General features: G+C 71.5%; 25 protein-coding genes and 1 pseudogene. 13 read left to right on the top strand and 13 right to left on the bottom strand.

All coding sequences use genetic code 11. The features are described from left to right. Nucleotides 1-60: 60 nt before the first annotated feature. Entirely contained in the window at nt 61-816 is a 756-nt protein-coding gene (locus ACFZDJ_RS03680; RefSeq protein ID WP_391055837.1) for a UTRA domain-containing protein, read from the top strand. Between the two features lie 372 nt (nt 817-1188). On the opposite strand, the gene ACFZDJ_RS03675 is transcribed toward ACFZDJ_RS03680, so the two are convergent. Then, a complete protein-coding gene (locus ACFZDJ_RS03675; RefSeq protein ID WP_391055835.1) occupies nt 1189-3159 on the bottom strand; it encodes a SpoIIE family protein phosphatase in 1971 nt (656 codons plus the stop codon). A gap of 110 nt (nt 3160-3269) precedes the next feature. On the opposite strand from ACFZDJ_RS03675, the gene ACFZDJ_RS03670 reads away from it, so the two are divergent. Both ACFZDJ_RS03670 and ACFZDJ_RS03665 read left to right on the top strand, forming a co-directional pair. Further along, a complete protein-coding gene (locus ACFZDJ_RS03670) occupies nt 3270-3494 on the top strand; it encodes a hypothetical protein (RefSeq protein ID WP_390927754.1) in 225 nt (74 codons plus the stop codon). Between the two features lie 62 nt (nt 3495-3556). Further along, nucleotides 3557-4084, top strand: coding sequence for a GNAT family N-acetyltransferase (locus ACFZDJ_RS03665; RefSeq protein WP_391055832.1), 528 nt, complete (start codon nt 3557-3559; stop codon nt 4082-4084). Nucleotides 4085-4232: 148 nt separating this feature from the next. On the opposite strand, the gene ACFZDJ_RS03660 is transcribed toward ACFZDJ_RS03665, so the two are convergent. Both ACFZDJ_RS03660 and ACFZDJ_RS03655 read right to left on the bottom strand, forming a co-directional pair. After that, a complete protein-coding gene (locus ACFZDJ_RS03660; RefSeq protein ID WP_391055829.1) occupies nt 4233-5120 on the bottom strand; it encodes a nuclease in 888 nt (295 codons plus the stop codon). Between the two features lie 74 nt (nt 5121-5194). After that, the gene (locus ACFZDJ_RS03655) at nt 5195-5536 is read right to left on the bottom strand and encodes a hypothetical protein (RefSeq protein ID WP_121416268.1); all 342 of its coding nucleotides are present in this window, start codon (nt 5534-5536) and stop codon (nt 5195-5197) included. Between the two features lie 109 nt (nt 5537-5645). Here ACFZDJ_RS03655 and ACFZDJ_RS03650 point away from each other — a divergent pair. Next, nucleotides 5646-5984: pseudogene (locus ACFZDJ_RS03650) on the top strand (alpha/beta hydrolase); the annotation flags it as partial. On the opposite strand, the gene ACFZDJ_RS03645 reads toward ACFZDJ_RS03650, so the two are convergent. Then, the gene (locus tag ACFZDJ_RS03645; RefSeq protein WP_391055826.1) at nt 5946-7475 is read right to left on the bottom strand and encodes a hypothetical protein; all 1530 of its coding nucleotides are present in this window, start codon (nt 7473-7475) and stop codon (nt 5946-5948) included. The pseudogene ACFZDJ_RS03650 and the gene ACFZDJ_RS03645 sit on opposite strands and share 39 nt — an antisense overlap. 145 nt (nt 7476-7620) lie before the next feature. Between ACFZDJ_RS03645 and ACFZDJ_RS03640 the strand changes: the two genes are divergently transcribed. From ACFZDJ_RS03640 to ACFZDJ_RS03630, 3 genes are read left to right on the top strand one after another with little or no spacing between them, the layout of a single operon-like run. Further along, nucleotides 7621-8127: a MarR family winged helix-turn-helix transcriptional regulator gene (locus tag ACFZDJ_RS03640; protein WP_384905219.1), complete on the top strand. Its 507-nt coding sequence runs from the start codon at nt 7621-7623 to the stop codon at nt 8125-8127. Continuing rightward, nucleotides 8127-9539 (top strand): MFS transporter, encoded by a 1413-nt coding sequence (locus tag ACFZDJ_RS03635; protein ID WP_391055823.1) that lies wholly within the window; start codon nt 8127-8129, stop codon nt 9537-9539. Before ACFZDJ_RS03640 ends, ACFZDJ_RS03635 begins: the two co-directional genes overlap by 1 nt. Before the next feature lie 2 nt (nt 9540-9541). Then, nucleotides 9542-10132, top strand: coding sequence for a hydrolase (locus tag ACFZDJ_RS03630; RefSeq protein ID WP_390927766.1), 591 nt, complete (start codon nt 9542-9544; stop codon nt 10130-10132). 13 nt (nt 10133-10145) lie between these two features. Here the strand turns inward: ACFZDJ_RS03630 and ACFZDJ_RS03625 are convergent, their stop codons facing one another. Then, nucleotides 10146-11120 (bottom strand): 2-dehydropantoate 2-reductase, encoded by a 975-nt coding sequence (locus tag ACFZDJ_RS03625; protein WP_391055821.1) that lies wholly within the window; start codon nt 11118-11120, stop codon nt 10146-10148. Between the two features lie 117 nt (nt 11121-11237). On the opposite strand from ACFZDJ_RS03625, the gene ACFZDJ_RS03620 reads away from it, so the two are divergent. After that, nucleotides 11238-11471: a DUF2277 domain-containing protein gene (locus ACFZDJ_RS03620; protein ID WP_101405402.1), complete on the top strand. Its 234-nt coding sequence runs from the start codon at nt 11238-11240 to the stop codon at nt 11469-11471. 69 nt (nt 11472-11540) lie between these two features. Here ACFZDJ_RS03620 and ACFZDJ_RS03615 read toward each other — a convergent pair whose 3' ends face one another. From ACFZDJ_RS03615 to ACFZDJ_RS03595, 5 genes are all read right to left on the bottom strand, one after another. Beyond that, entirely contained in the window at nt 11541-12176 is a 636-nt protein-coding gene (locus ACFZDJ_RS03615; protein WP_384905211.1) for a DedA family protein, read from the bottom strand. A gap of 259 nt (nt 12177-12435) precedes the next feature. Beyond that, nucleotides 12436-12891 (bottom strand): DoxX family protein, encoded by a 456-nt coding sequence (locus ACFZDJ_RS03610; protein WP_168491019.1) that lies wholly within the window; start codon nt 12889-12891, stop codon nt 12436-12438. A gap of 86 nt (nt 12892-12977) precedes the next feature. Next, a complete protein-coding gene (locus ACFZDJ_RS03605) occupies nt 12978-14936 on the bottom strand; it encodes an FAD/NAD(P)-binding protein (RefSeq protein ID WP_391055819.1) in 1959 nt (652 codons plus the stop codon). Nucleotides 14937-15213: 277 nt separating this feature from the next. After that, complete coding sequence (locus ACFZDJ_RS03600) at nt 15214-16899, bottom strand: alkaline phosphatase D family protein (protein ID WP_391056819.1); 1686 nt, start codon at nt 16897-16899, stop codon at nt 15214-15216. A 145-nt stretch (nt 16900-17044) separates the two neighbouring features. Next, nucleotides 17045-17689 (bottom strand): HNH endonuclease family protein, encoded by a 645-nt coding sequence (locus ACFZDJ_RS03595; RefSeq protein WP_168491015.1) that lies wholly within the window; start codon nt 17687-17689, stop codon nt 17045-17047. Nucleotides 17690-18142: 453 nt separating this feature from the next. Between ACFZDJ_RS03595 and ACFZDJ_RS03590 the strand changes: the two genes are divergently transcribed. Together ACFZDJ_RS03590 and ACFZDJ_RS03585 are read left to right on the top strand one after the other, a co-directional pair. Continuing rightward, nucleotides 18143-18724 (top strand): TMEM165/GDT1 family protein, encoded by a 582-nt coding sequence (locus ACFZDJ_RS03590; protein ID WP_391055816.1) that lies wholly within the window; start codon nt 18143-18145, stop codon nt 18722-18724. 287 nt (nt 18725-19011) lie between these two features. Beyond that, nucleotides 19012-19671 carry an HAD family hydrolase gene (locus ACFZDJ_RS03585; protein WP_384905201.1) on the top strand — a complete coding sequence of 220 codons (660 nt, stop codon included), beginning with the start codon at nt 19012-19014 and terminating at the stop codon, nt 19669-19671. Between the two features lie 613 nt (nt 19672-20284). Here the strand turns inward: ACFZDJ_RS03585 and ACFZDJ_RS03580 are convergent. Continuing rightward, complete coding sequence (locus ACFZDJ_RS03580) at nt 20285-21250, bottom strand: peptidoglycan-binding protein (RefSeq protein ID WP_391055813.1); 966 nt, start codon at nt 21248-21250, stop codon at nt 20285-20287. 189 nt (nt 21251-21439) lie between these two features. On the opposite strand from ACFZDJ_RS03580, the gene ACFZDJ_RS03575 reads away from it, so the two are divergent. Beyond that, a complete protein-coding gene (locus ACFZDJ_RS03575) occupies nt 21440-23572 on the top strand; it encodes a DHA2 family efflux MFS transporter permease subunit (protein WP_391055810.1) in 2133 nt (710 codons plus the stop codon). 62 nt (nt 23573-23634) lie between these two features. Here ACFZDJ_RS03575 and ACFZDJ_RS03570 read toward each other — a convergent pair whose 3' ends face one another. Next, nucleotides 23635-24138, bottom strand: a complete 504-nt coding sequence (locus tag ACFZDJ_RS03570; protein WP_391055808.1) for a GNAT family N-acetyltransferase — start codon at nt 24136-24138, stop codon at nt 23635-23637. 133 nt (nt 24139-24271) lie between these two features. Here ACFZDJ_RS03570 and ACFZDJ_RS03565 point away from each other — a divergent pair, with 133 nt between their 5' ends. Next, nucleotides 24272-24940, top strand: coding sequence for a hypothetical protein (locus ACFZDJ_RS03565; RefSeq protein ID WP_390927778.1), 669 nt, complete (start codon nt 24272-24274; stop codon nt 24938-24940). Nucleotides 24941-24953: 13 nt separating this feature from the next. Beyond that, nucleotides 24954-25679 (top strand): hypothetical protein, encoded by a 726-nt coding sequence (locus ACFZDJ_RS03560; protein ID WP_391055805.1) that lies wholly within the window; start codon nt 24954-24956, stop codon nt 25677-25679. A 102-nt stretch (nt 25680-25781) separates the two neighbouring features. Here the strand turns inward: ACFZDJ_RS03560 and ACFZDJ_RS03555 are convergent, their stop codons facing one another. Further along, nucleotides 25782-26186 (bottom strand): DUF1992 domain-containing protein, encoded by a 405-nt coding sequence (locus ACFZDJ_RS03555; RefSeq protein ID WP_168491002.1) that lies wholly within the window; start codon nt 26184-26186, stop codon nt 25782-25784. Nucleotides 26187-26265 lie beyond the last annotated feature (79 nt).

Here is a 26265-nt window from a genome sequence, read left to right as displayed (position 1 = left end):
GGCGATCACTTTGAGTGAAGCTAGTTAACTAGATTAGAGCTAGTGGACTAGATTTTCCACATGTCTGAGCAACCGCCCTACCTCCGCATCGCCGACGAGCTCCGGCGGCGGATCGGGGAGCACGTGTGGGAGCCGGGAGACCGACTCCCCTCTCGCGCCCAGATCGGCCAGGAGTTCGGCGTAGGCGAGAACGTGGTCCGTCGGGCGCAGGAGCTGCTGATCTCCCAGGGACTGCTGGAAGGCCGTGCCGGATCGGGCACGTACGTCGCCGAGCCTCAGCAACGGGTTCGAGTTGTTCGGTCCTCAGCGCGCGAGCAGCCCAACGGATCGCCGTTCCGCGCGGACATGAAAGCCGTCGGCAAGCTGGGCGACTGGGAAAGCCGGACCGATGCGAAAGTGCCGGCCCCTGCGGACATCGCGGCACGGCTGGGTGTCGACGAGGGTGCCATGTGCGTCCGGACGTCGTACGAGTTCCTGGCCGACGGCAGGCCAGTACAGCTGTCGACGAGCTGGGAGCCCTACGACCTCACCGCAGGCACGCTCGTCGTCCTCCCTGAGGGAGGGCCGCACGCCGGGGCAGGCGTCGTGAACCGCATGGCCGCGATCGGGATCACCGTCAGCCACGCCGTGGAGCAGCCGGAACCCAGGCAGGCGACCGCCGAGGAAAGCTCGCTTCTCGGCATCCAGAAGGCCGCGCTCGTCACGCACATCCGGCGGACCTACTACAGCAACCAGGGGCGACCCGTAGAGACGGCGGACATCGTGGTGCCCGCCGCTCACTGCGAGATCGTCTACGAGATTCCGATCGGTCGTTAGCAGCGTCGTCAGTGGCTCAGTTGGCTCAGTGGGGAAGCGGGCGTACTCAGCCCAGGACGTGCCAGCTTCGTGCCACATGCGTGCCAAATCGTGCGGTCAACCACGGTCAACGGCGGTTCGCCGCAGTCGGAATGCGCGGACGACCTGGGCAGCTGCTACGGCGGGATTGACCTGCGCCGTCCCGATCAACAGTCACGCCGCCCTTACAAGGCGGATGTCGGCGGTTCGAAACCGTCCGCGCCCACCAGTCTCAGGACACGAGAGAGGCCCAGATCAGCGGGTGGGTACCCGGAGATCTGGGCCTTGGTCTTTACTTGGCGAGATCGAGCAGCGCTCGACGGGGGCGGCGGGGGTGTGAGGGCGAGGGTGCCGTCATGCGCGTCGGATGACCAGCACGGCCACGTCGTCGAGGTGGTCTACCGCGACCGCGGCGTCGAGGACGCGGTCGGCGGTCTGCTCGGCGTTCAGTCCGTCATGGAGGGCCGCGCCGGCCAGTGCTCCGGCTCGCTCCAGTCCGGCGTCCAACGTGAGGCCCGGTCCTTCGACCAAGCCGTCGGTGACCATGACCAGCGCGGCGTCCTTGTCCAGGGTGAAGGTCTCCTCGCGGTACTCGGTGCCGGGCACGATTCCAAGGACCGGGCCGCCCGGCAGCTCGCGGATGCTGTGGCTGCCGTCCTTGCGCGCACACAGCACCGGCACGTGGCCGGCGCTGGCGCCGGTGACCTGTCCGTCGACCGGGTCGATATGCAGCATGGTGCAGCTGGCGAACCGTGCCGCCTCCATCGTGACCAGCAGTTCGTTGGTGCGCGTCAGCACGGTTGCGGGATCCGTTTCGTGGGCGGCGATCGTGCGCATGGAGGCGCGTACCTGTCCCATGGCTACGGCGGCGTCCACGTCGTGCCCTTGGGCGTCGCCGATCTCCAGGGCTACCGCGCCGTCGGGCATCACGAAGGCGTCGTACCAGTCTCCGCCGATGTCCAGCCCGTCCCGGCTGGGCCGGTAGCGGGCGGCGACCTCCAGGCCCGCGAGGTGCTCGGGCAACGTGGGGAGCATGGTCTTCTGCACGGCCGTGGCCAGCTCGACTCGCGCCTGCTGCAACCTGATGCGCCTCAGTGCCTGGCCTGCCAGGTCGGCCAGAGTGCCCATGAGGGTCTGCTTGTCCAGCGACGGCCGGTATCCGCTGCCGTAGGTCACCAGCCACGCCCCGAGCGGTTGATTGCCGTGCTCGCTGAGGGGGGTGATGGAGACGGCGTAGTCGGAGCCGAGTCGGCCGAGCCGCGGAAATTCGGCCCCGTCTGGCCAGCGGTGGATGTAATCCTTCCGGTCGGCGATGAACTGCGGCTTGCCGGTGCGGATCGCTTCGGGCAGGGCGCTCGGATGGTTCAGCGGCAGGCCGTGCAGGGCTGTGACCTCCCACATGGCTATCCCGGCATCGGTGGAGACGCGCAGGCGGCCTTCGTCGACGAGTGCGAGCAGGGCGCCGGTGGCGCCGAAGGTTGCGGCGAGCCGGGTCAGGGCGACCTGCTGCAGTTCCTGTTCCGTGGCTGCGGTGATCAAGGCGGAGGAGAAGTCGGCGATGTCTTTGGCGCGTTGTCGCTCGGCAGTCAGTGCGGCCTGCGCCTTCCTCTTGCGTTTCTCCTGCTTGGTGTCGTCGCGGACCACCCCGAAGACCCTCTCGGGGCCGTCGTATCCCAACTGGATCCGACGGGTCTGGGCGGCCAGTTGGTGCCAGCCCTCGTGCCGGGGAAGGTACAGCAGCCTCACCCAGGGAGACTGCTGGGCCGAGGCCGAGCGCAGGAGTTGCTGCAAGGCCTCCCGGTCGTCAGGGTGCACTGCCGAGATCACACTGGTGAGCGACGTAGTGGGATCCGGGAAGAGCGCGGCCACGGCGGGTGCGCCACCGAGCCACTCCAGCAGGCGTCCCTGAGGTGAGTACATCCACAGGCCGAGGTTGGCGGCCGTGGTGGCCATCCGGAACGGGATCAGTAGGCTGGCCAGGTCGTTTCGCGCATCCAGTTCGTGCACCCAGACCAGCTGCTCGTCACCGGTCGGATCCTCGACCGTCCGCGCCTCGATCAAAGAGGTAACGGGTGCTCCGGCGCGCCCGGGGAAGTCCAGCACCCGCATCGCGACCGTCTTCGTCCTGGCGGCGTGGGTCACGAGACTCTCGGCCGACGTCTTCTGGTTTGCGGGCCACATATCACCGAAGTCACGTCCCAGGCACTCCTCCGCCGACCTGCCCAGCGCCGTGGCCATCGCAGCGTTGAGACTGCGGATGGCACCGTCCAGCGTCAAAAGAGCCGCTGGCTCAGCCCTTCGAAGGAGATCGTCCGAGGCGTACATCTGTGACTCCCTGGCACAGAACAAAACAGCCCTTTCGTCCATAATCGCGCATTTTTCCGCGCCTTTGGGTCCACCAGGTTCAGGACGTGAGTTGGCTATGCTCGTCCGCCATGCGTGCTGCAGTGATCGTGTCCAAGGCCGTACTTGTCGTTCTCGGCACGTGGACCGTTCTCGTCGTGGGCTTGGGGCTGGTCGCGCTCCTGCCTGAGCGCGTGCAGTACTACGCGATCTCCCCCTTCACCATGTTCCTCTGGGTCTGCGCCCTTGTCGTGTGCCCCGTGATCTCCTGCCTGGTGCTCCGCCGCTGGATCAGGACCGTGCCGGGCATGCCGTAGCGGGACCCGTGGGCCCCGGAAATTCGGTGGTCGCGCCCGTGGGTGCTGGCCATACTGCTGCCATGGATCCCGTGACTCTGGAGACCGCGCGACTTCTGCTCAGGCCCTTCGGCCTCTTGGACGCGGACGCGGTGTACGCGGCCTGTCAGGACGAGGACATCCAGTTCTACACGCCGGCGCCGTCGCCGTTTCGGCGTGAGGATGCCGAGAAGTACGTCGGGGAGACCGCGCCCCAGGGCTGGGCAGGGGATCGCGACCACATTCTGGGTGCCTTCCGATCGGACAACGGTGCCCTGGTCGGTTCGTACTGTCTGACGAGGCTCTCCGAGGGGGTCTACGAACTCGGCTACTGGGCGGCCAAGGAACAGCGCGGCCGGGGGTACTCCGCGGAAGCGGCCCGGGTTCTGTGCGACTGGGGTTTCGCCGTGCTCGGGGCGCACCGGATCGAGTGGTGGGCGATGGTCGGGAACGTGCCCTCCCGCGCACTCGCGGAGAAGCTCGGCTTCACCGTCGAGGGAACCCTGCGCCGTCGCACCGTGGTCCGGGGTGAACCGCGTGACTGGTGGGTGGGCGGACTTCTGAAGTCCTGACGGTCGAGAGTCTTGACGGTCGAGAGTCTTGACGGTCGAGAGTCTTGACGGTCGAGAGTCCTGACGGTCGGGAGTTCGGACGGTCGGGAGTTCGGACGGGCGAGAGTTCTGGCCATCGAGAGTTCTGGCAGTCGAACGTCCGGCCTCGTCATTCCTCGGCGAAGACCAGATCCTCGATCGGGTGGGTCATGCGTACCGTTCCGGCGTTGACCTCGACCACGTGGTGCAGGCCGGTGAGGGTCTTGGCGGTGGGGCCCTGGGAGAGGATGCGGAATCGGTCGGCGCCGCCGAAGAGGTAGCTGGGGAAGCAGTCCAGCGAGGAGTCGGGCGCGAAGCGCAGATGGTCCGCGAGGCGGCGGAAGAGCTTCGGGAGCAGCACCAGGTCGTCCGTGAGGGAGGACAGGCCGGTGATCGCCGCGCCGGCGGTCGTCCTGTCCTTGGCCCATACGCCGAGCCCCGCCGACCTCGCCTGCTGGGACACCGCGGTCAGTTCGGTGCGCAGGTCGGGGAAGAGGTCCGAGTAGAAGGTCGGGAAGACCAGGCCGAGCGCGAGCAGGTGGTGGTTGGCGGTGGTGCGCAGCAGCGGTACGTCCACGGTGATCCAGTCGCCGCTCTTCTTGCCCGCGGGTGGCGCGCCGCGACCTGCCAGCGCGACGCAGCGGCTGTGCACGTCGATCGCGCTCGCCAGGACGAAACCGGGCACGCTCTCCGGGGTGCTGGCGGTGACCTTCTCGCCCGCGTGCTGGACGGTGGTGAATCCGAGCCAGTCGAGCAGCTCGTCGCGGGCGGCGTGGGCGAGGTCGAGTGGCTGGTGCACCTCGTGCGGGCCCGCGCCCAGATAGTGGGTCTCCAGCGCGTCGATCGCGTCGAGCCGCAGGTTGGCGCCGCCACGGCTGTTCCGGTGCGTCTTGTCGATCTTGTGCGTGCCGGGGATCTCGTACCAGAAGGCCGCGTCGTGTGGGTCGAAGCGGACGGTGTCGCCGTCCGGTTTCGCGTTCAGGATCCGGTAGTCGCCCTCGATGAGGAGCATGGGCATGAGTACCTCCGCGTCAACGCCGGTGACTCATTGTTGCCGCGTGGCGGCTCCCTTGTACCCGGAGTGACGCGGATTTACGACGTTTGTGGCGGGCCTTCGTGGGCGTGCTTCAGCTTCGCGCGGGCGTCCACCGTGTCCGGTGGGGCGACCTCCGACCAGAAGCGGTGGCAGGTGACGAAGACGGCGAGTTCTCGTTCGCGCTGGCGGAGCTTCTCGACCTCGGCCTGTTCGTCGGGTGTCCAGCCGGGGGAGGCGGGGCGTTCCACCTTGCGCCAGCCCTTGTCGTCGCTGAAGCCGTCCAGGGGCTCCACCGACCAGGGGAGCTTCTTGAGCAGGGCCAGGAGCTCCGCCCGGACCTGATGCAGCTCCTCCTGGCCGGCCAGGAGGTCACTCGGGAAGTCATAGGTCGCAGCCACGCGGCAATGGTACGCCTGTTCGAATTTGAGGTGCGAGTTCCTTCGGGGACTTCACGCGAACGGGTAGGGCGTCCACGTCGGACGGCGTCCTGTCGCGGCGGCCCGAACTGTCCGTGACGCCTTCGTCCACGCGTACACCGGGACCGAGGCCCTGCGCTGCGCCTTCTCGTACCACCGGGCCCTGCCCGAAAGCGCCCGGCAGATCCAGGAAGCCGTCCGGACGGTCCGGCCGGCCGTGCCCACCACGGCCATCGGCGCCCACCCCGTGGGCAGCGCGCTCGAACGACAACTGCGGCCGGTGGCCGACCACTTGATCGGCCACGTCATCGAGAACTGCGGACACATCATCCCGCTGCACCGCCCGGAGCGGCTCCTCGGCCTGCTGGAGCCGCTCCTCGGCCTGGAGGGATCAGGGGGTCAGCTTCGCCATCACGGCCCGCGGCAGTGACGGATTGGCCGCGGCCGCCTCCGCCACCCGCCCCTCGTCGTCGCCGAGCAGTTCGACGATGACCTCCGCGGGGAGGGACGGGTGGGCGGCGGCTGCCGGTCGCGCCTGTCGGTCGGTCAGACAGGCGAGCAGGGACGGCGCCGTCGCGCCCGGGTGGCGGGCCACCTCGCGGAACGCCTTCTGGACCGGTGGGTCGTGTCTCGTCACGTGCTCCAGGAGGGACGGCGACGCGTCCGGGTTCGTCGCCACCCTGGCCAGCACCCGGACTCCGTGACGGTCGATCATGGCGCGCAGCCTGGCCTCGGAGAGGCCGGGGTGAGGGGCGATGGACTTGAGCACCTTCGCGTCGGTGTCGGCGGCCAGCGCGTCGCGGATCCCGGGCGGCAGATCGCGTCGTGCGGCGAGGAGCATCCGTACGACCGGGTCGCGCGACTCGGCCAGTTCCTCGACCTCGGTAGGGGTGGCGGCGGCGATCCGCGGCAGCAGGGTCGCGCCGATCTTGGCGGTGCCCGCCAAGGAGGTCAGCACGTCCAGTGGTACCTGGGGATTGTGGGCCACGCTGCGCCGTACGTCGGGACTCACGTCGGTGGCCAGCGCGCGCAAGTGGGCGGCGTCGAGCGCGGGGTTCTCGGCGAGGTCGGCCCGTACGCCGGGCAGAGGGTCCTCGGCCAGCCGGCGCCCTGCCTCCGGGGGCAGGTCGGGGCGGGCGGCGAGGGCCCAGCGCAGCAGGCCGGAGGAATGGTCGGCGAAGCCGGCGGCGGCCCGGGCGGGAGTAGCCGGGTTGCTCAGTGCCTGCCGCCCCATCTCGTGCAGGGTGGACTCGTGGGAACCGGTGCAGAACGCGCCCGGCGGCAGGTCGTCGGCCGGGCGCGGGCGAGCGTGGGCGGCCGGAGTCCGCTCTCGGTCGCAGACCAGGCAGCGCCGCGCCGGAGGCAGCCCGTCCCCGGTCAGCAGCATCTCCAGTACGGCCGGTGGTGTCGCCTCGTTGGCCGCCACCGCGCGGCGGACCTCGGCGTGCGGGTGTCGCGCGAGCCGGGCGGCCATGTCCGGCGTAGTCCACAGCGCGAGCTCGGCCACGACCGCGATCTTGGAGTCGGCGGCGAGCGTGTCCGTCACATCGGGTGGCAGGTCCGGGCAGGCGGCCAGCTTCTCGCGGCGCTCGGTGACCGGATCCGTCGCGAAGCGGCGTGCCCACTCCGGGGGCCCGGCCCCCGTGTCGAGCAGGGCGAGCGCGGCCTGCGGCTGGGCCACGGGATCGATGTCGGCGGACGTCAGCCGTCCCTCGTACGCGAGGTGTACGGCGATGTCCTCGGCGTGTGCGGCCAGCGCGCGTGCCTGTGCGTGGCCGAGGTCCGGGCGGGCGGCGAGTTCCGCGGCGATCTCCGCGCCCGCGCCCGCGTCCGCGTCTGCGATCGCGACCGCGATCAGTCGGTCGACCAGCTCGGCGGGGAGGGCCGGGTTTGCGGCGAGCCCGCACAGGATGTGGTTCACGGGGGCACATCCTGCCCGGGGCGTGCGGGAAGCGCCCGTGGATTTCTCTTCGGCTCCGTCGGCTCTCCCCGTACCACGGAATTGCTCAGCCCAGGCTGCGCAGCCTCAACTGGACAGTCTGGACTGAAGGTCCTAGCGTGGGGGCATGGACGGCAGCAGTGACAGCAGTGACAGCGGAGACAGCAGGGATGACACCGAAGGTGTCGACGGCGTCTCCGGGTCCGCCGCGCGTGCCGCGCGGGATCTGCGGGTCGCGTTCAACCGGCTGCGGCGGCGGATCCGGGAGGTCGCCGAGACGGAGGGGGAGGCGCAGGACCTCACGCCCTCCCAGGTGTCCGCGCTCACGCTGGTGAGCAAGAGCGGCGCCGCGACGGCCAGTGGACTGGCGGCCGCCGAGGGGGTGCGCCCACAGTCGATGGCCGCCACGCTTGCCGCGCTCGACCAGTACGGGCTGATCGAGCGCAACCCCGACCCCGGGGACGGCCGGCGGCAGCTCGTCACACTCACCGACGCGGGGCGCGAGCGCATCGAGGGCACCCGGCAGGCCCGTGCGGAATGGCTGGCCAGGGCCTTCGAGGACCGCTGCACGGAGGCCGAGCGGCAGACCGTCATCGAGGCCATGGCGGTACTGGAACGGCTCACCCGGCCGTGATGCCGAAGATATCCGGACTCACTCGCTCCGACCGGCCCTCGCGCCCCCGCCCCGCGGACTCCTTCGACCTGCGGCTGATCGCCCCGATGGTCCTGGGGTCCGTACTGAATCCCATCAACTCCGCCATGATCGCGGTGGCGTTGGTGCCGATCGGGGCCGCGCTCGGGGCACCGCCCGCGCAGACGGCCTGGCTGGTCACGGGGCTCTACCTGGCCACCGCCGTGGGGCAGCCCGTCATCGGACGGCTCGTGGACACGTACGGACCTCGTCGTCTCTATCTCATCGGGACGGCGCTCGTGGGGATCGCCGGGCTGCTCGGCGCCCTCGCTCCGAGCCTCGGCGCGCTGGTCGCCGCCCGGGTGCTGCTCGGATTCGGCACCTCCGCCGCGTACCCCGCCTCGATGAGCCTCACCCGCAGTGAGGCCGAGCGCACCGGGCGGGACAGCCCGGCCGGGGTACTGACCGCGCTCGCCGTCTCCGCCCAGACCGTCTCCGTCGTCGGCCCCACCCTGGGCGGAGTGCTGATCGGCGTGGGCGGCTGGCGCACCATCTTCCTCGTCAACGTGCCGCTGTCGGTGGCCTGTCTGGTCCTCGGTGTGCTGCGGCTGCCGAAGAGTCCGGGCGGGCGGCGGGAGAAGCGGAGCGTCGACCCGCTCGGCATGGCGCTGTTCGCCGGCCTGCTCGCCGCCCTCATGTTCTTCCTGATGAAACCGCGGGCCGACCACTGGTGGCTGCTCGTGCTCGCCGTCGGCGCGGCAACGGGCTTCGCCCTGCGGGAAGTTCGCGTCGCCGAGCCGTTCATCGATCTGCGGGTGCTCGGCGGCAACGTCCCCATGCTGGCGACGTTCCTGCGTCAATTCCTCAGCTTCACGACGGCGTACGCGTTCCTGTACGGCTTCACGCAGTGGCTGGAGGAGGGGCGGGAGCTGTCCGCCGCCACCGCCGGACTCGTACTGCTGCCGCTGTCGCTCAGCGCGCTGGCCGTCTCCGCCGCCACCGGGCGCCGCGAGGCGATCCGGGGCAAGCTCGTCGTGGGCAGTCTGGTTCAGATCGCCGCGTGTGCCGCGCTGTTGGGCGTGGACTCCGACAGTGCGATCTGGCTGCTCGGCGCCGTCGGGATCGTCATGGGCATCCCGCAGGGCCTCAACGGCCTCGCCAACCAGAACGCCCTCTACCGGCAGGCCGACCCCGCCCGCATGGGCTCCGCGGCCGGACTCCTGCGCACCTTCATGTACCTCGGCGCGATGGTCGCCTCCGCCGCCGACGCGGCCGTCTTCCCCCATGGCGCCGACACCGGGGGCCTGCACCACCTGGCTCTCTTCATGCTCGCCGGAGCCGCGCTGCTCCTGGCGGTGACCCTGCTCGACCGATCCCTGCGCACCCTCGCGCCCTCCACCCCCCGAAAGGCCTGACCATGGCTGTCACCACGCTCGACCCGAACACCGCGCTCGTCGTCATCGACCTGCAGAACGGCATCGCCGGAAACCCGGGCCTCGCCCCGAACCCGGCCGCCGAGGTCGTGGAGCGGGCGGCCCGGCTCGCGGACGCCTTCCGCGAGCAGAGCCTCCCCGTCGTCCTCGTCCGGGTCACCGCCGCCGCCGACGGCGCGGACGGCGTCCCCGGGCGCATCGACGGCCCCGCCCGCGCCCCCCGTGTCTGGCCGGAGGGCTGGGACGTCCTCGTCGACGAGCTCGCCGGTCACCCGGAGGACATCGTCGTCACCAAGCGGAACTGGGGCGCGTTCTACGGCACCGACCTCGACCTGCAGCTGCGCCGCCGCAAGATCACCCAGATCGTGCTGGTCGGCATCGCCACCAGCATCGGCGTCGAGTCCAGCGCCCGCGCCGCCCACGAGCACGGCTACCACGTCACCCTGGCCACCGACGCCATGTCCGACATCGACGCCGAGACCCACCGCAACAGCGTCGAGCGGATCTTCCCGCGTCTCGGTGAGACGGGCACGACGGACGAGATCCTGGAAGTGCTGGCCAAGACCCACGCCTGAGCCGTAGGCAGGGTCAGCGGCGGCGGTTGCCCTCCAGCTCCTCCAACTCCCTCACCAGCCCCCGCGCCACCGGCACGGCCACCCCGTGCCGGTCCGCGGCCCGCAGCAACGCGCCGCCGATCGCGTCGAGTTCGAGCGGACGGCCCGCCTCGGCGTCGCGCTGCATGGAGGACTTGGTGTCCGGCGGGAAGGCGTCGTAGCGGGCGAGGGCCACGGCAGGGTCCGCCGGGGCGCCGCACGCCCGGCTGACGGCGGCCGTCTCCGCCACCAGGGACGTCAACTCCTCGCGGTGGCGCGCACGGACCTCGCCGAGCGGCACCCCGTAACGGGTCGTCAGCAGCGCGAACGGCGCGAGGAACGACATCTTCGCCCACAGCGTGGCCGCCTCGTCGTCCAGCACGCGGACGGTGGGGCCTGCCGCAGCCAACACCCCGGCGAGCGCGTCCAGCCGGCCGCGCGGCACGTTCTCGCCGGTCAGGTCGATCTCGGCGAAGGGGCTGCCGTGTTCGATCACCCCGGGGGCGGTCCGGGTCGACTCGACACGGATGACGGCAGGGGCGACACGGGCGGCACCGTAGCGGGCTCGCAGGGCCGCCGGGTGTTCGACACCGTTCAGGAACGGGACCAGCAGGCCGTCGCCGAGCACCTCCGGCCGTACCCGCTCCAGGGCCGCGTCCAGCGCGGTGTGCTTGACCGAGATCAGGCAGGCGTCGACCGGTTCGCGCAGTTCGGTGTCGGCCTCCACGGCCGCCGTGAAGTCCCCGAACCGGCCGCTGCGGACGCGGATGCCGTCCGTGCGCAGCGCCCGCGCCGTCTCGTCCCCGGCCAGACAGATCACCCGGTGTCCGGCCCGGGCCACCAGCGCGGCCAGCAGTCCGCCGACGCCGCCCGGGCCCAGTACCGCCACGGTCGACCGGTCTGCGACCCGTTCCGCGTCCCGTTCCTCGGCCTGTTCCGCGGCCCGTTCCTTCGACTGGTCCTTGGTCATGACTGTTCGATCCTCTCGTCGGTCGGCCCCGGAAGGTGGCCGCCTCGACGTAGATCATCCCGCTACGGCAGCAGGACCGATGCCCCGGGTTCCGACCGGCCGCGCGAGACTGGACGCATGTGCCGCAGCATCAAGACACTCCGCCCGCCCGTGCTCCCCGAAGAGGCCACCGAGGAGGAGATCCGGGCCGCCGCCCTCCAGTACGTCCGCAAGGTGTCCGGCTTCCGCGCCCCGGCCGCCCACAACCGTGAGGTGTTCGACCGCGCGGTCGAGGCGATCGCCGCCGCCACCGCCGAACTGCTGGACGGCCTGGAGGTACGCGGGGCCGCTCAGCCCGGCCGCGCCGGATAGCGCCCCGCGTGTCCGCAGGTCCGCATATCCGCAATATCCGCAATATCCGCAGGTCCGTGCGTTCGTGGGTCAGGCGCCGGTGCCCGACTCCTGGGGTGCGGGACGGCGCATCAGGTAGGCCGCGCCCGCCCCCGCGCCGAACAGCGCCAGGAACGACACCCCGGTCGCGAGCCAGCTCGCGCCCAGCCACTGGCCGCCGAAGTAGCCGAGAGCGACGCTGTAGGCGGCCCAGGCCAGGCCCGCCACGATCGACCACGGCAGGAACTCGCGGACCCGGCGGTGGGCCGCGCCCGCGCCGAGTGAGACGACCGAGCGTCCGGCGGGCGCGAAGCGGGCGAGGACGACCAGCGCGCCCCGGGCGCCGCCGCCGCGCGCGAGGACCGCGCCGAGACGTTCCTGCGCGCTGGACAGCCGGCGCGAGCGGGCTATGGCCCGGTCCAGGCGTTCGCCGCCGCGCCAGGCCAGCCGGTAGGCCACCAGATCACCGAGGACCGAGGCGGTGGCCGCGGAGAGGGTGAGCGCCATGATGTTGGGCACCGCCTGCCCGACGACGGCCCCCGCCGAGCCCGCCGCCGCTGCCGTGGCCGCCGTGATGACGAGGACGCCGCTCGGCAGGACCGGCAGGAAGACGTCCAGCAGGACCGAGACGGCCACCGCCGCGTAGATCCATGGGCTGCCCGTCAGCGGCCCCACACTCTCCAGCACCGAAACTCCCCCGTACTCCCCCGTTGGCACGACCTCGCCGCTACTCGCGGGGAGCGGCAGGCGGCCTGTGACAGCCATACAGCGTACGCGGCGGGTGTGACAGGAGGGTCACTGGGGGTTCATGTGCTCCTCACGGCGGGAGCGACCGGTCACCCGCAGCCCCACGGTCGTGGCGCCGGGACGGCCTGAGGGAGCGCGGTACGGGACGGCGCCCACCTCCGGGTGCGGGAGGCGGGCGCCGGGCCGGGCGGTGGCAGGGTCAGGCCGCGACGGGCTCCGAGGCCCGCTCGTCCGCGCGGGACGCGGCCGTGCGCCCGGCGAGGAGCCGGTCGAGGCCGAGCGCGCCGGAGCCGGTGAAGACCAGCAGCAGCATGGTCCAGCAGAACAGCACGGAGAGCTCGCCGCCGTTCTGGATCGGCCACAGGGCCGTCGACTGGTGCACGTCGAAGTACGCGTACGCCATCGAGCCCGACGCGATGAACGCCGCGCCGCGGGTGCCGAGGCCCAGCAGCACCAGGGCACCGCCGACGAGCTGGATCACGGCCGCGTACCAGCCCGGCCAGGTGCCGGACGGGATGGAGCCGCCGTCGGTGCCGGCCGCGCCGCCGAGGACACCGAACAGCGAGGCGGCGCCGTGCACGGCGAAGAGCAGGCCTATGACGATGCGCAACAGGCCGATGGCGTACGGCTGAGCGCTGTTGAGGCGGTCGGTCATGTGGGGGACTCCTTCGGTCTGGTCCGGTCCGTGGGGAACCGGATCCTGGGGGGCGGAACCGAGTGAGTCATCAACGTTAGGGGAACCTAATCAATGCTTGCAAGTTCAACATTTAGCCATGGTCCAGGTTCCGCTTGGGCTTCCGTTTCGGCTGTCGCCGCACGTAGTGAGGCCCGCGCCACCGCGTCGGCGTCCGAAAGCGTGACCGAATCCACACCCGGCCGGGCCCCGGCCGCGGTCACCCAGTGCACGCCCTCCGTGGGCACCCCGAAGGCGAACCGCCGTTCGTGCGGCCGACCTTGACGGTCAATCAGGCGGTAGGGGCGCGGTGTTACGTCCAGCCCCCCGGTTTCGTAACCGTCGCTCGTGTGCGGGCGGCACTCGCCCGTCCTCAGCAGCCGGGTGAGCAGTTCGTCGCCCGTCCGCCTGAGGTCCGGTTCCGGCAGCCGCGCCTCTATCAGCGTCGTCGCGCGGACGGTCGAACCCGGCACGTCGGGGGAGTGCGCGACCCATCCCCCGTCCTCGGCCCGCACTTCCAGCCGGGGGCCCAGGACGTCCAGGACACCCGCCTCGATCAGCGCGGCCATCTCCTCGACGCGGCGGCGGGGCGGTCCGATGGAGAGGAAGGCGTTGAGCGGCGTGTACCAGCGGTCCAGGTGCTCGCGCCGCGAGCCACCCGGCAGGCCCCCGTGGTCCACGATCCGCCGCACCTCGTTGCGCAGGTCGCGCAGCACGTCCAGGGCGGCCTTCAGGGGACCGTCGACGTTCCCGAGCGCGGCCTGCTCGGCGTCCTCGCGCAGATGCGCCAGCAGCCAGGAGCGCCAGGCGTCCGGCGTGGCGAAGTCGTGACCGGCGTACGGGCGCGAAACGCGGTCCCAGCACCAGCGATCGCCCTGCGGGATGCCGAACTCGTCGAGGACGCGGGCCTCTTGAGGGCTCCGGTGTGCGGCGGCGAGGAAACGGTCCCTGAACTCCAGCAGCCTCGGACGCTCCCACCGCCCGACGCACACACCCTCGTAGTAGACGGTCTCCACCTCCTTCGCGATCAGCGGCCATATCTCGCCCAGGAAGTCCGGCGCCTCACCGGAGTCGGCGCGCTTGCGGAAGCCGGCGATGACCTCGTCGGTGAGGACGAGGGGCAGATGGCGGCCGTAGGGACCCTTCGCGTTGTCGCCGCGGGCCTGGTACGGGACACCGCGGCGTGAGCCCGCGTACAGGCGGGGCTCGTGGCCGGAGGGGAGGTAGCGCAGGCCCTCGGCGGTGCGGGTGAAGCGGCCGCCGCGGCCCGTCGTGAGCAGGGCCATGTGGTCGAAGAAGTTGAGACCGAGGCCGCGCAGCAGGACCGGTTCGCCGGGAGCGGGGGCGGACAGGTCGACGTCCGCCGGGTTGGCGGGCGGGATGTGGCGCAGGCCGTGCCGTTCGGCGTACGCCGTGAGGTCGCGGTGGGCGCGGTCCGGGGCCGTCGGCAGATGGCCCTGGGCGAGGACGACCGCGGACAGCTCCGGCAGCGCGCGCCCGTTGTCGAGGGTGAGGGTCTGGCGGCCGTCGGGAGCGTCGTCGAGCCGTACCGCGCGCGCCGCGTGCACCTCGACGCGCACTGCGGGCGGCGCCCCGCGCACCACCTCGGCGAACACCCACTCCAGGTAGCGGCCGTAGTGCGCGCGGGTCGGGTAGTCGTCCGGGCCCAGTTCGCCGCCCGCCCAGGTGTGCAGGCTCGGCCCGGGGCGGACCGGGCCCGAGCAGTCCACGCTGTCGTCGGTGAAGAGGGTCACCTGCGAGGCCACGGTGTTCATCAGTAGATGCGGCGACTGCGCGGTGCGCCAGACGCGGCCGGGGCCGGGCGGCGACGGGTCGACCACGTGGACCGTCAGCCGTGCTCCGGGCGGGAGCAGCTCCGGCGCGGAGGCGCACAGGCGTTCAAGGACGCTGGTGCCCCGCGGTCCCGCGCCGACGACGGCGAGGGACACATCGACGGCAGGGGTGGTCCCGGAGGGCGCGGCGCTCACTGCAGACAAAGGTGTGACTCCCGGGCATGGGGGGCGCATGACGGCGAACCGCCCGCTGGGAGCTCCACGGGAAGGTCCCCTGGAAGCGGACGGTCCGCCTCATCATGCCGTCGGCGAGAACCCGAACCGAGCCCCGGGCGGGAGGATCGCCGTCCGCTGTGGGATGCGTCACGGGTATCTCACGGGTCCCTCACGCACCCCTCGCACCGCTATCACGCTTGCTTCACAGGCGCGTTGCGGACGACCGAGGGCGACCGAGGGCGACCGCTGACGCTCACGAACCGATCTGGGACGCTCATGAACCGATCTGGCACGCTCATGAACCGATCTCGGACGTTCGTGAACCGATATCGGACTCCATGACCGTCCGCAGCCGGGCGGCGCCCCCGCCCTTCCCCGCGCGGGCCTGCTCCAGCCGCAGCCGGGCCGAACGTCCGTGCAGGGTCAGGGTCATGAGCTGGTTGCCGAACCAAGGGCCTCCCGTCTTACGCCAGTCGACGGGTGGCCGGTCGCACTTGCCGTGCCCGGCGAACCGGCGCCCGATCGCCCGCCCGACCGCGCTCCACCCGAAGCGGAAGCCGAGCCGTATGGAGAGGGGGATGGAGTTGTGGACGGGGGAGCAGGTCAGCTGGAGGACGCGGGCGTCGGGGGAGCGGGAGTCGGGCGTCCCAGAGGTCCCGGAAGGCCACTGGGGCTCGGCGATGTAGGCGTGGTGGACGTCTCCGGACAGCACGGACACCGTCGCCGGGGCGTCCGGCCCGGAACCGGCCTCGGCGATCAGCTCCGCGAGCGCGGCGAAGGACGCGGGGAAGGCAGCCCAGTGCTCCAGGTCGGCCCGGCGGCGCAGCTTCTCCCCGAACCGGGCCCAGCGCGGGCCCCGTTCACCCCGGCACAGGGCGGCGTCCCATGCCTCGGCGTCGTGCACGAGGTGGGGGAGCAGCCAGGGCAGTGAGGTGCCGATCAGGAGGTGGTCGCAGGAGCCCGGCGCGTCCAGGGCCTGCTCGCGCAGCCACCGCTCCTCGCCCGCGTCCAGCATCGCCCGCCGGTCCTCGGCCAGCACGCGGGCCGCCCGGGTGTCCACCATCAGCAGCCGTACGCGGCCGAAGTCGCGGCGGTAGCTCCAGCGGACGGAGGCCGGATCGGCGTCGGACTGGGCGGCGAAGGCGCTCAGCACGTCGGTGCCGTCGGGGGTCTCGCGGACGGCGGCGTACAGGGCGTCCTCGGCGAGTTCGCGCGGTGAGAGGTTGCCGAGGTGCTGGTGGACCCAGTACGACATCAGGCCGCTCATCAGCCGCTCGCGCCACCACACCGTGGCCCGCATGTCGGCGAGCCAGGAGGCGCTGGTGTTCCAGTCGTCGATCACGTCGTGGTCGTCGAAGATCATGCAGCTGGGCACGGTCGACAGCAGCCAGCGGACTTCCGGGTCGAGCCACGATTCGTAGTAGAGGCGGGTGTACTCCTCGTAGTCCGCGACCTGGTCGCCCGGGGGGTCCGCGAGGTTGCGGCGGGCGGCGAGCCAGCGCTGGGTGGCCTTCGAGGTCTCGTCGGCGTACACCTGGTCGCCCAACAGGAGCAGGACGTCCGGCCGTTCGCTCCCGGGCTCGCTCGCGACACGGGCCGCCAGCGTGTCCAGCGCGTCGGGCCCGACCGGGTCCTTCTCGTCCGCGGGCGGCGCGGCCCAGCGGCAGGAGCCGAAGGTGACACGGACGGCGTCTCCCTCGCCCCGGGTGCGGACGACCGAGGGCGGGAAGGGGGAGCCGGGCAGCGGCCAGACACCAACGCCGTCCAGCAGTACCTCGTAGGCGGTGTCCGTGCCCGGGGTCAGACCGCTCACCGGCACCAACGCGTAGTGGTGCCCGGCGACTTGGAAGGTGCGGGCCGAGCCGCGGGCGCCGTCGGCGCAGCGCACCTCGGCGGTGCACGGACGGCTCGCCTCGACCCAGAAGGTCGCGGACGAGCCGTCGACGTACCTCAGCAGCGGTCCCAGGCGCAGTTCCGCCAAGGTGATCACCCCTCTCCGTCGCCCCGTACGGTACGGAACGACGGAGATGAACGGGGAGGTTCCGGGAACTGCGCCGGATTCCGTGGGGGGAGGGGACCGGTGGGGAGATCCCGTGGGGGGAGAGGTGCGGGGATCGGTGCGGGGATCAGCAGCCGCTGAGGACCGAGCTGAGCTTGCTCTTCTCCGCCGAGTCGACCTTGAGGTTGTAGTAGTACTTCACCTGGACCCAGGCGCGGACGTAGGTGCAGGCGTAGGAGCTGAGCGGGGGCATCCACTCGGCCGGGTCCTGGTCGCTCTTCTGCTGGTTCACGTTGTCCGTGACGGCGATGAGCTGCGGACGCGTCACGTCGTTGGCGAAGGCCTGGCGCTGGGCGGTCGTCCAGGCGCTGGCGCCGGAGTCCCAGGCCTCGGCGAGCGGGACGAGGTGGTCGATGTCCAGGTCGGAGGCGGCGGTCCAGGTGGCGCCGTCGTAGACCGAGTACCAGGTGCCGCTGGTGGCGGTGCAGGCGGAGTTGGTGACGACGTTCGAACCGTCGCGCTTGAGGACGTACTCACGGGTGTTGCAGGTGCCGCTGATGGTGATCCAGGTGGGGAAGAGATCACGGTTGTAGCCGGTGCGGTTCTCCGTCGCCACGGTGAGCGAGGCGAGGTAGGTGCGCGCGGTGGCGGCGCTGACCGGGGTGGGGAGCGCGGCGGAGGCGGTCGGGCCGTTGAAAATCCCGACCATGGCTATCAGGCCGGTGAAGGCTGCGAGTATGCTCAGCCGTCGACGCGCGTAGACCTTTGGCATGCGAACTCCCTTGAGGTGGGGGGACGTTGGGGCGAGCGGGCCCATGCTCGCGGTGCCGCATTTCCGGAAGGTGTGAGGCAGGTAAGAAGCTAGTGACGTGGGCATGACATGCCAAGGGGTTCGGGGTCATCGTTTTCTGTGGATCGGGGCGGGTGTCGAGGTGTGCTGTGAGGGGCTTGGGACCTATGGCCCTGTCCGGCCCGTTTCGTCATCCCGTACGATGGGTGGCGCAGAAGGGGAGTAGCTCTTCGCCGGACCGTCGACATACTGCTCAGCTCGTCTGAGCCGGCGCCCGGAGGCAGACCGTCACGGTCGGCCAGCGAGACCTTCGGCAGAGCAGTGCACTGTCCGCGCGTACGTCCTCGTGCGGGCGCCGATGTGTGCTGCCGTGCCGAGGTGTCGCGCAGCAGTCACAGCACTCTCGGTGGGGCAGCCCCGACCGATTGAGGGATTTTGATCAGCATCACCGTGATGGCGCTCGTCTTCGGCGTCGTCTTCCTCGCCGAGCTGCCGGACAAGACCGCGCTCGCCGGGCTCGTCCTCGGCACCCGCTACCGCGCCTCGTACGTCTTCGCCGGCGTCGCCGCCGCCTTCGCCGTGCACGTCGCGCTCGCCGTCGCCGCGGGCAGTGTGCTGACCCTGCTGCCGCAGCAGATCGTGCACGCGGTCACGGGTGTGCTGTTCCTCGCCGGTGCCGCCGTGCTGCTCCTGAAGAAGGGCGAGGACGAGGAGGAGATCCGCGATCCCGCGAACCAGAGCTTCTGGAAGGTCTCGGGGGCGGGCTTCATGCTCATCCTGGTCGCCGAGTTCGGTGACCTCACGCAGATCATGACGGCGAACCTCGCGGCCCGGTACGACGACCCGCTCTCGGTCGGCCTCGGTGCGGTGCTCGCGCTCTGGGCGGTGGCCGGACTCGGCATCGTCGGCGGCAAGGCCCTGATGAAGCGGGTTCCGCTGGAGCTCATCACCAAGGTCGCGGCCATGCTGATGCTGGCGCTGGGGGTCTGGAGTCTGTACGGGGCGGTGGCGGCCTGAGCCGTCGGCGCCCCGCTCTTCGGGGTGTCGTCGAAGGGTCCGAGGCTCGTCCGTCGGGGTGGCGTCGATGGGTCCGAGGCTCGTCCGTCGGGGTGTCGTCGATGGGTCCGGCGCTCGTCCTGGTCGGAGGTGGTGGCGCCGGTCCCCCTCGTTTTGTATCGTAGAGAAACAAAGTGGCTCCCGTCCGCACTCCCTGACCGGCGGGCGGGGCCGCCTTGTCCCCGGGGGACCCGGTGCTGATCCAATGGACGCCCCCGGCCCCTTCCCCCGCGCCCTGGAGCCTGCCGATGACGGCCACCACCGTTCTGACCGCCCGCGCCCTCCTGCTCGACATGGACGGCACCCTCGTCAACTCGGACGCCGTGGTCGAGCGCTGCTGGCGCCGCTGGGCAGAGCGGCACGGGCTGGACGGGGACGAGGTCATGAAGGTCGTCCACGGGCGGCAGGGGTACGCGTCGATGGCGGTGCTGCTGCCGAACCGGCCGATGGAGCAGAACTACGCCGACAACGCGCGCATGCTCGCCGAGGAGACCGCCGACATGGACGGGGTCGTCGCGATTCCGGGTGCCGCGGAGTTTCTTGCCTCGCTGGGCGGGGTGCCGCATGCCCTTGTCACCTCAGCGGATGTGGGGCTGTCCACGGCGCGGATGGCTGCCGCCGGGCTGGGGCTGCCCGATGTGCGGGTCACCGCGGAGTCCGTCGGTGCGAGCAAGCCTGATCCCGAGGGATTTCTGAAGGGTGCTGCCGAGTTGGGTGTGGCGCCTGAGGACTGTGTGGTCTTCGAGGACTCGGGGGCCGGGATTTCCGCTGGGCGGGGTGCGGGGATGCGGGTGGTCGGGGTGGGGCCCCGGGCCGGCTTCCATCGTCCGGATGTCGTCGTGCGTGATCTGACGCAGGTGCGGGTGGAGGTTGTCGGGGACGGGACGATACGCCTGCACGTCGGCTGACACCGGGTTTCCTCGCCCCCGCCGCCCCTACCCTCCCCCAAGCTCTCGGCTTCGCTCGAGCAGGGGGACCCCCATCATCCCTACCTGGGGGCTCCGCCCCCAGACCCCCGGGGTGTGTCCGTCGGCTGCGGGCGGGTGGGGGCCGATCGCGCAGTTCCCCGCGCCCCTGGGCCACGGGGCTACGCCCCGGCCCTCCCATCGGCCTGAACGGCCTCGTCCTCAACGCCGGGCAGGCTGCACACACGAACCGGCGCCGACAAGAGCCCCCGCCTCAGGGGCGCGGGGAACTGCGCGCCTAGCCCCCACCGGCCGACAGTCGAACGGATCGGGCGGGTGGGGGATGGGGGGCGCAGCCCCCTCTTGGGGGCGCGGGGAACTGCGCGCCAAGCCCCCACCGGCCGACAGCCGAACGGATCGGGCGGGCGGGGGATGGGGGGCGAAGTCCCCGCCTCAGGGGCGCGGGGAACTGCGCGATCGGCCCCCATCGCCCCGCAGCCAAACCAATCGCGCGGGCGGGGGATGCGGGGCGCGGCCCCGTCTTGGGGGCGTGGGGAACTGGGTGAACGGCTCTCGGCGGGCCGCAGTCGAGGAATTCACCGAACCCGCCGGACCGCTACGGCGTCCTCGTCTCGCCCTCGAGGCTCGTCCGTGTCGCCGCCCCGTACACCCCGGACTCGTCGCCCCTGATGCCACGCGCCCACTGATAGCGGCGTACCGCGTCCTCGACCTGGCCGGAGTACGTACCGTCGGCCTTGCCGGTGTAGAGGGACAACTGGCGCAGGCGCAGTTGGAGTTCGGTGACCTCGGAGCCCTTGTCGCCGCGGCGCAGGGTCCGGGCGGGCTGATCGCCCGTGGAGCCCTGGCCCGGCGCCAACGACGCGGCCGCGGTGGGCGTGGGTGTGGATGACGGTGAGGGCGTCGGCGGCTGTGATCGCGTCGCCGACGCCGACGCCGAGGGGGACGGGCTTCCGCTGGGGGACGGGGGTGGCGCGGTCGTTGTCGTTGCCGTGGCGGTGGGGGACGTGGCGCCCTCGGGGGCCGACCCCGAGTCTGATCGTGACGACGGGGACGACGGCGCCGACGTCGACGTCGACGTCGGTGACGGGTCCGGCACGCTCGCCCGTACATCGTCCGGCAGTGCCCTGTCCCGCGCGGGGGCGTCGTACGAGAACAGCCCGCTCGCGAACCCCGCCGCCGCCACGACCGCCACCGCGGCCCCGGTCACGGCCAGCAGGGCCGTACGCCGTCGGCGCCGGGGAGGTTCCTCCAGGAAGGGGGCCGGGGGCGGGTACGGGGGTTCGTTCCCGGAGTCGACGTGTCCTGCGGCGGTGGCGGCCTCCGACGGCACCGTACGCAGACGCATGGTGGCGGGGGAAGGGGAGGGCGAGGACTCGGTCGCCGGCAGATCCACGTACGGGCGTATGCGCAGGGGATCGAAGTCCTCCGCCGCTGCCGCCTCTGCCGTGCGCGCGTCGCGCAGGGCGTCGGACGCGCGCCGGGTGCAGGCGCAGGACGGGGTGCCGTCCGGCGTCCGGGGCGCGGCGCACTCTGGGCAGACATGCCCATTCGGTTCAGTCACGCGTTGGGTCCCTCCCCCTGAGACTCGCCCCCTCGGAACTCCCGAGGTTAGCCACATCCACCACACCATCTCCCAGGAGCCCCCGGAATCCCGCCTTCCGCACCCGTTACAAGCTTCAACAGGCCATAACCCGCCATACCGACCACCATGGAGGGTGACCGGCACCCCAGGGGCTCATGGGAGGTCCGCATGACGGGCGAGACACCCGGTGATGTGCACGACCCGGACGCGCCGCCGCACGACCCCCCGTACGGTGTGAACGAGTCGGCCGTGCGGAGGCGCTCGGCGGCCGCCGTCGACGCCAAGGAGGCGCCGGTGCACGGCAGCGTCGTCGTCTCGATCGGCGCGCTGCTGCTCGGCATGCTGCTGGCCGCCCTCGACCAGACGATCGTGTCGACCGCGCTGCCCACCATCGTCAGCGACCTGGGCGGGCTGGAGCACCTGTCGTGGGTGGTCACCGCGTATCTGCTCGCGTCGACCGCGGCCACTCCGCTGTGGGGCAAACTCGGCGACCAGTATGGCCGGAAGAAGCTGTTCCAGGCCGCGATCGTGATCTTCCTCGTCGGGTCCGCATTGTGCGGAATGGCGCAGAACATGGGTGAGTTGATCGGCTTCCGGGCCCTTCAGGGCCTCGGTGGCGGTGGGCTCATCGTGCTGTCCATGGCGATCGTCGGCGACATCGTCTCGCCGCGCGAACGGGGCAAGTACCAGGGGCTGTTCGGAGCTGTCTTCGGTGCGACGAGCGTGCTCGGGCCACTGCTCGGCGGGCTGTTCACCGAGCACCTCGGCTGGCGCTGGGTCTTCTACATCAACCTGCCGGTCGGCGTGGTCGCGCTCATCGTGATCGCGGCGGTCCTGCACATCCCGAAAAAGTCCGCCAAGCACGTCATCGACTACCTCGGCACGTTCCTCATCGCCGCGGTCGCCACCTGTCTCGTTCTCGTGGCCTCGCTCGGCGGCACCACCTGGCGGTGGAGCTCGCCGCAGATCATCGGTCTCGCGGTGCTCGGTGTCCTGCTCGCCGTGGCCTTCGTGGCGGTGGAGCAGCGGGCGGCCGAACCCGTCCTGCCCCTCAGGCTCTTCCGCGTCCGCACCTTCACCCTCTCCGCCGTCATCAGCTTCATCGTCGGTTTCGCGATGTTCGGCGCGATGACCTATCTGCCGACCTTCCTCCAGGTCGTCCGGGGTGTGAGCCCCACCCTGTCCGGCGTGTACATGCTGCCCATGGTGTTCGGGTTGCTGCTGTCCTCGACCGTCTCCGGGCAGATCGTCAGCCGTACCGGACGCTGGAAGGTCTTCCCCATCGTGGGCACCGGTGTCACGGCGCTCGGTCTGCTCCTGCTCCATCAGCTCGACGAGCACAGCAGTACCGGAGAGATGAGCGTGTACTTCCTCGTCTTCGGCCTGGGCCTCGGCCTGGTCATGCAGGTCCTGGTCCTGATCGTGCAGAACGCGGTCTCGTACGAGGATCTGGGCGTCGCCACCTCGGGCGCCACCTTCTTCCGGTCCATCGGCGCCTCGTTCGGCGTGGCCATCTTCGGCACCGTCTTCGCGAGCCGCCTCGGCGACAACCTGGTGGCCGTGCTGAGCGGAAGGCAACTCCCCGCCGGCATCACGCCGAACAGCCTCAAGGCCGACCCGAAGGGCATCGCAGACCTGCCGTCCGCGCTCCGCCAGCCCGTCCTGCACGCGTACGCCTCGTCGATCACCGACGTCTTCCTGTACGCCGCCCCGGTCGCCCTGCTCGGCTTCGTCCTGGCCTGGTTCCTGCGCGAGGACAAACTGCGGGGTTCGGTCACGGCACCCGACATCACCGAGACGCTCGCCACCAATCCCGTGGAGCGGTCGTCGTACGACGAGGTGTGCCGCGCGCTTTCCCTGCTCGGCACCCGGGAGGGGCGGCGGGAGATCTACGAGAAGATCACCGTGCGGGCCGGGTACGACCTGCTGCCCGCCGCGAGCTGGCTGCTGCTGCGGATCAAGAAGTACGGCTGGGCGGAACCCGCGCTGCTGGCCGAGCGCAGCACCGTACCGCTGCCCGTCGTACTGGCCGCGGCCCGGCAGTTGGAGGAGCGCCGCCTCGCCGCCCGCGAAGGGCTCGACCTCGTCCTCACGGACGAAGGCCGCGAGGTCGCCGGGAGGCTGGCCGAGGCCCGTGAGGAGTCCCTGGCGGAGCTGCTCGGCGACTGGTGGGGTCCGGACCGCCCGACCGATCTGACCAAGCTGGTCAAGGAGCTGAACGGCGAGCTGTGCGGCTCCGACGGGGAGCGGCCGCACGACGGGACGGTGCCGCGTGCGCATCCGCGCGGGACACCGGCGTGAATCCGCACACCGCCGTGAGTCCTCCGTCGGACTTCAGGGCGTCGGCCTCGTCGTGAACCGCTTCAGGGCGTCAGCTTCTTCGTGAACCAGTGGTCGGCGTAGGTCTCGTCGTTGTGCGGCTCGGTCTCCTCGTAGCCGTGCCGCGCGTACAGGGCGCGTGCCTCCGTCAGGTCGCCCCGGGTGTCGAGGACCAGCCGCTCGGCGCCGAGGCCGCGCGCCGCCTCCTCGGCCGCCGCGAGCAGCAGTGGCGCGCCGCCTCTGCCGCGCAGTTGCTCGCGCACGAACACGCGCTTCAGCTCACCCGTCGTGGCGTCGAGCATCCGCACCCCGGCCATGCCGCCGGGGGCGCCGCCGTACCGTGCGACCAGCAGCACCCCGCCGGGTGCCTGGAACTCGGCACCCGTGGTCGCCGCGATCTCCCGCTCCAGTTCCTCGGGGTCGGTCGGGTGCCCCTCGTGCAGCAGGTACCAGCGGTCGCTGACCTCCGTGTAGTACGCGCGCCACAGTGCGGCGGCGACGGAGGAGTCGAAGGGCTCGGGGGCGATGGTCCAGGTCATGGCGGTCATTGTCGGGAGGCGCGGCCCCTGGTTCGCAAGCGGATTTCGGCGGGGCGCCGGTGAGGGGTTCGTTTGAGTGCGGGGTTCCGGGCAACCCGGTCCTCGAACCGGCCCGTCGGGTCGAGAACCCCGGAAGGCACCCATGTCCACAGGCCTCATCATCGCTTTGATCGTGATCGTGGCGGTCGCCGTCGTCGCGGCCGCGCTGATCCTTTTGGCCCGCAGGCCGCAGGGCGGGCGCACACTGCGGCGGCGCTTCGGGCCCGAGTACGACCGTGCCGTCGCCCAGCACGACGGCGACGCCAGGGCCGCCGAGCGTGATCTCGCCGAGCGGGTGAAGCGGCACGGCTCGCTGCGTGAACGGCCGCTGGAGCCAGCGGCCCGCGACGAGTACGCGGCCCGCTGGGGGGCCGTTCAGGAACGCTTCGTCGACTCGCCCCAGGAGGCGGTGGCCGAGGCGGACCGGCTGGTCGCCGAGCTGGCCGGCGTACGCGGCTTCCCCGACGGCGAGCGCTACGAGGAGCAGCTCGACGCGCTCTCCGTCCACCACGGACACCATCTGCACGGCTACCGGCGCGTCCACCAGGCCACGTACGCCCCCGCCTCGGGTGCCGACGGCAGCACGGAGGAGCTCCGCGCGTCCATGGTGGACGCCCGCGCCCTCTTCGAGGAGCTGCTGGCCCCGGTTCGCGAGGACGCCCGCCAGGACACCGCCGACACCGCCCCGGCCGCGGAATCCGTCCCGGACGAGCGTTCCCACCGCGCCCATGTTCCGTCGGTACTGACCAGGCGTCATGCGAAGGGGAGTTGAGGAAGTGAAGAGGATGACTTCGGACAACGGGAATGAGAACACTCCGCGTCGCGAGGCGATGACGGGTCGCGGGGACGTCGACCCCCGCGTCCATCGGCACGCCCAGGACGCCCAGGTCGCTCCGGCGACCGGACCCGGCACCCCGGCCGACCCGGCCGTCCGCGACCCCGGTGAGGCCCCCGGCGGCATGGGCTCCCGCGAGACAGCGAACCCGTCCCGCTCGACAGCCGGCGGCGCGCCGGGTATGCGCGGCGAGGACCGCGCGACCCGCGACACCCGCACGGGGAGGGAAGAGCCCACCCGTACGGGAATCGACGAGCCCACCGGCAGGGGAACGGGCGACGCCTCCCGCGCCGCGCAGGGCGACCGCATGCGCGCCATGCAGCCGGATTCCGCCCGCGCCGGGCAGGGCGACCGCACCCGGGCCGGGCAGCGCGACACCGGTCCGCAGGGCGACGGCCACGGGGCGCTGCTGTCGCACGACGAGTGCGACAAGTACGCGTTGCGGCTGCAGCACGCGGTCGGTGGGTTCGTGGACGGCCCGCGGGCGTCCGTCGAGGAGGCGGACCACGTCCTGGAGGAGCTGACCACAGAGTTCACGGACGCCATGACCCGGCGCCGCCGCAACCTGCGGACGACCTGGCAGGCGGCCGGTGAGAGCGACACGGCCGACACCGAGAAGCTGCGGCTCGCCCTGCGCGACTACCGCGAGGTCACCGAGCGGCTCCTGCACCTGTAGGAGACAGAACAGGAGGCCGGACAGGAGGCCGAACCGTCGAGTGCCACAGCGAGGCCGCGCCCCGGACCATGTTCCGGGGCGCGGCCTCACCCGTCGACGGGGTCATCCGGCCCGGCGCTCGCGCCACTCCCGGACGATCTCGTCCACGTCGTACGGCTTGAGGCCGAGGGGAGGTCCCGGCGGCGGCTTGAACATGACCTCGCGGATCTTGGCGTTGATGTCCTCGACGATCCGGCGCACGACCCGCTCCGAGGGCGCCACCGACGCCGCCGCGAGCGCGTCCTCGGCCTCCTTGCGCAGGGCCAGCGTCGGCGGCAGGACCGACAGGCCCTCGCGGGCCATCTTCCGCTTGATCCACCACAGTTCGTCGTACGACGTGTCGGTCACCTCGGGCATGGGCTTGCCCGCACCGGGCAGGTCCGCGAACTCGCCGCGGGCCTCCGCCTCACGGATCTGTCGGTCGACCCAGGTCTCGAAGCTGACCCCGGGTGGCTTCCGTTCGGTCATGCGTCCATTGTGCCGTACGACACACGATCGGACGATCGGGCGAATTATCATGCGGCGGCGGCGCGTCAACCACACTCGG

Source organism: Streptomyces sp. NPDC007896, from assembly GCF_042959425.1.
Lineage (GTDB): Bacteria > Actinomycetota > Actinomycetes > Streptomycetales > Streptomycetaceae > Streptomyces.
The sequence above is the reverse complement of the archived record's forward strand: the minus strand, read 5'-3'. Positions and strand labels throughout refer to the sequence as shown.

What these genes read in the sequence shown, in the direction of transcription:
- ACFZDJ_RS03605 (WP_391055819.1), bottom strand. Translation starts at nt 14,936, where the DNA reads ATGCGCCCCCCATGCCCGGGAGTCACACCTTTGTCTGCAGTGAGCGCC.
- ACFZDJ_RS03570 (WP_391055808.1), bottom strand. Translation starts at nt 24,138, where the DNA reads ATGACCGCCATGACCTGGACCATCGCCCCCGAGCCCTTCGACTCCTCC.
- ACFZDJ_RS03595 (WP_168491015.1), bottom strand. Translation starts at nt 17,689, where the DNA reads ATGCCAAAGGTCTACGCGCGTCGACGGCTGAGCATACTCGCAGCCTTC.
- ACFZDJ_RS03575 (WP_391055810.1), top strand. Translation starts at nt 21,440, where the DNA reads ATGACGGGCGAGACACCCGGTGATGTGCACGACCCGGACGCGCCGCCG.
- ACFZDJ_RS03625 (WP_391055821.1), bottom strand. Translation starts at nt 11,120, where the DNA reads ATGACCAAGGACCAGTCGAAGGAACGGGCCGCGGAACAGGCCGAGGAA.
- ACFZDJ_RS03565 (WP_390927778.1), top strand. Translation starts at nt 24,272, where the DNA reads ATGTCCACAGGCCTCATCATCGCTTTGATCGTGATCGTGGCGGTCGCC.
- ACFZDJ_RS03660 (WP_391055829.1), bottom strand. Translation starts at nt 5,120, where the DNA reads ATGCCCATGCTCCTCATCGAGGGCGACTACCGGATCCTGAACGCGAAA.
- ACFZDJ_RS03680 (WP_391055837.1), top strand. Translation starts at nt 61, where the DNA reads ATGTCTGAGCAACCGCCCTACCTCCGCATCGCCGACGAGCTCCGGCGG.
- ACFZDJ_RS03585 (WP_384905201.1), top strand. Translation starts at nt 19,012, where the DNA reads ATGACGGCCACCACCGTTCTGACCGCCCGCGCCCTCCTGCTCGACATG.
- ACFZDJ_RS03610 (WP_168491019.1), bottom strand. Translation starts at nt 12,891, where the DNA reads ATGACCGACCGCCTCAACAGCGCTCAGCCGTACGCCATCGGCCTGTTG.
- ACFZDJ_RS03675 (WP_391055835.1), bottom strand. Translation starts at nt 3,159, where the DNA reads ATGTACGCCTCGGACGATCTCCTTCGAAGGGCTGAGCCAGCGGCTCTT.
- ACFZDJ_RS03635 (WP_391055823.1), top strand. Translation starts at nt 8,127, where the DNA reads ATGCCGAAGATATCCGGACTCACTCGCTCCGACCGGCCCTCGCGCCCC.
- ACFZDJ_RS03560 (WP_391055805.1), top strand. Translation starts at nt 24,954, where the DNA reads ATGACTTCGGACAACGGGAATGAGAACACTCCGCGTCGCGAGGCGATG.
- ACFZDJ_RS03670 (WP_390927754.1), top strand. Translation starts at nt 3,270, where the DNA reads ATGCGTGCTGCAGTGATCGTGTCCAAGGCCGTACTTGTCGTTCTCGGC.
- ACFZDJ_RS03665 (WP_391055832.1), top strand. Translation starts at nt 3,557, where the DNA reads ATGGATCCCGTGACTCTGGAGACCGCGCGACTTCTGCTCAGGCCCTTC.
- ACFZDJ_RS03620 (WP_101405402.1), top strand. Translation starts at nt 11,238, where the DNA reads ATGTGCCGCAGCATCAAGACACTCCGCCCGCCCGTGCTCCCCGAAGAG.
- ACFZDJ_RS03640 (WP_384905219.1), top strand. Translation starts at nt 7,621, where the DNA reads ATGGACGGCAGCAGTGACAGCAGTGACAGCGGAGACAGCAGGGATGAC.
- ACFZDJ_RS03555 (WP_168491002.1), bottom strand. Translation starts at nt 26,186, where the DNA reads ATGACCGAACGGAAGCCACCCGGGGTCAGCTTCGAGACCTGGGTCGAC.
- ACFZDJ_RS03630 (WP_390927766.1), top strand. Translation starts at nt 9,542, where the DNA reads ATGGCTGTCACCACGCTCGACCCGAACACCGCGCTCGTCGTCATCGAC.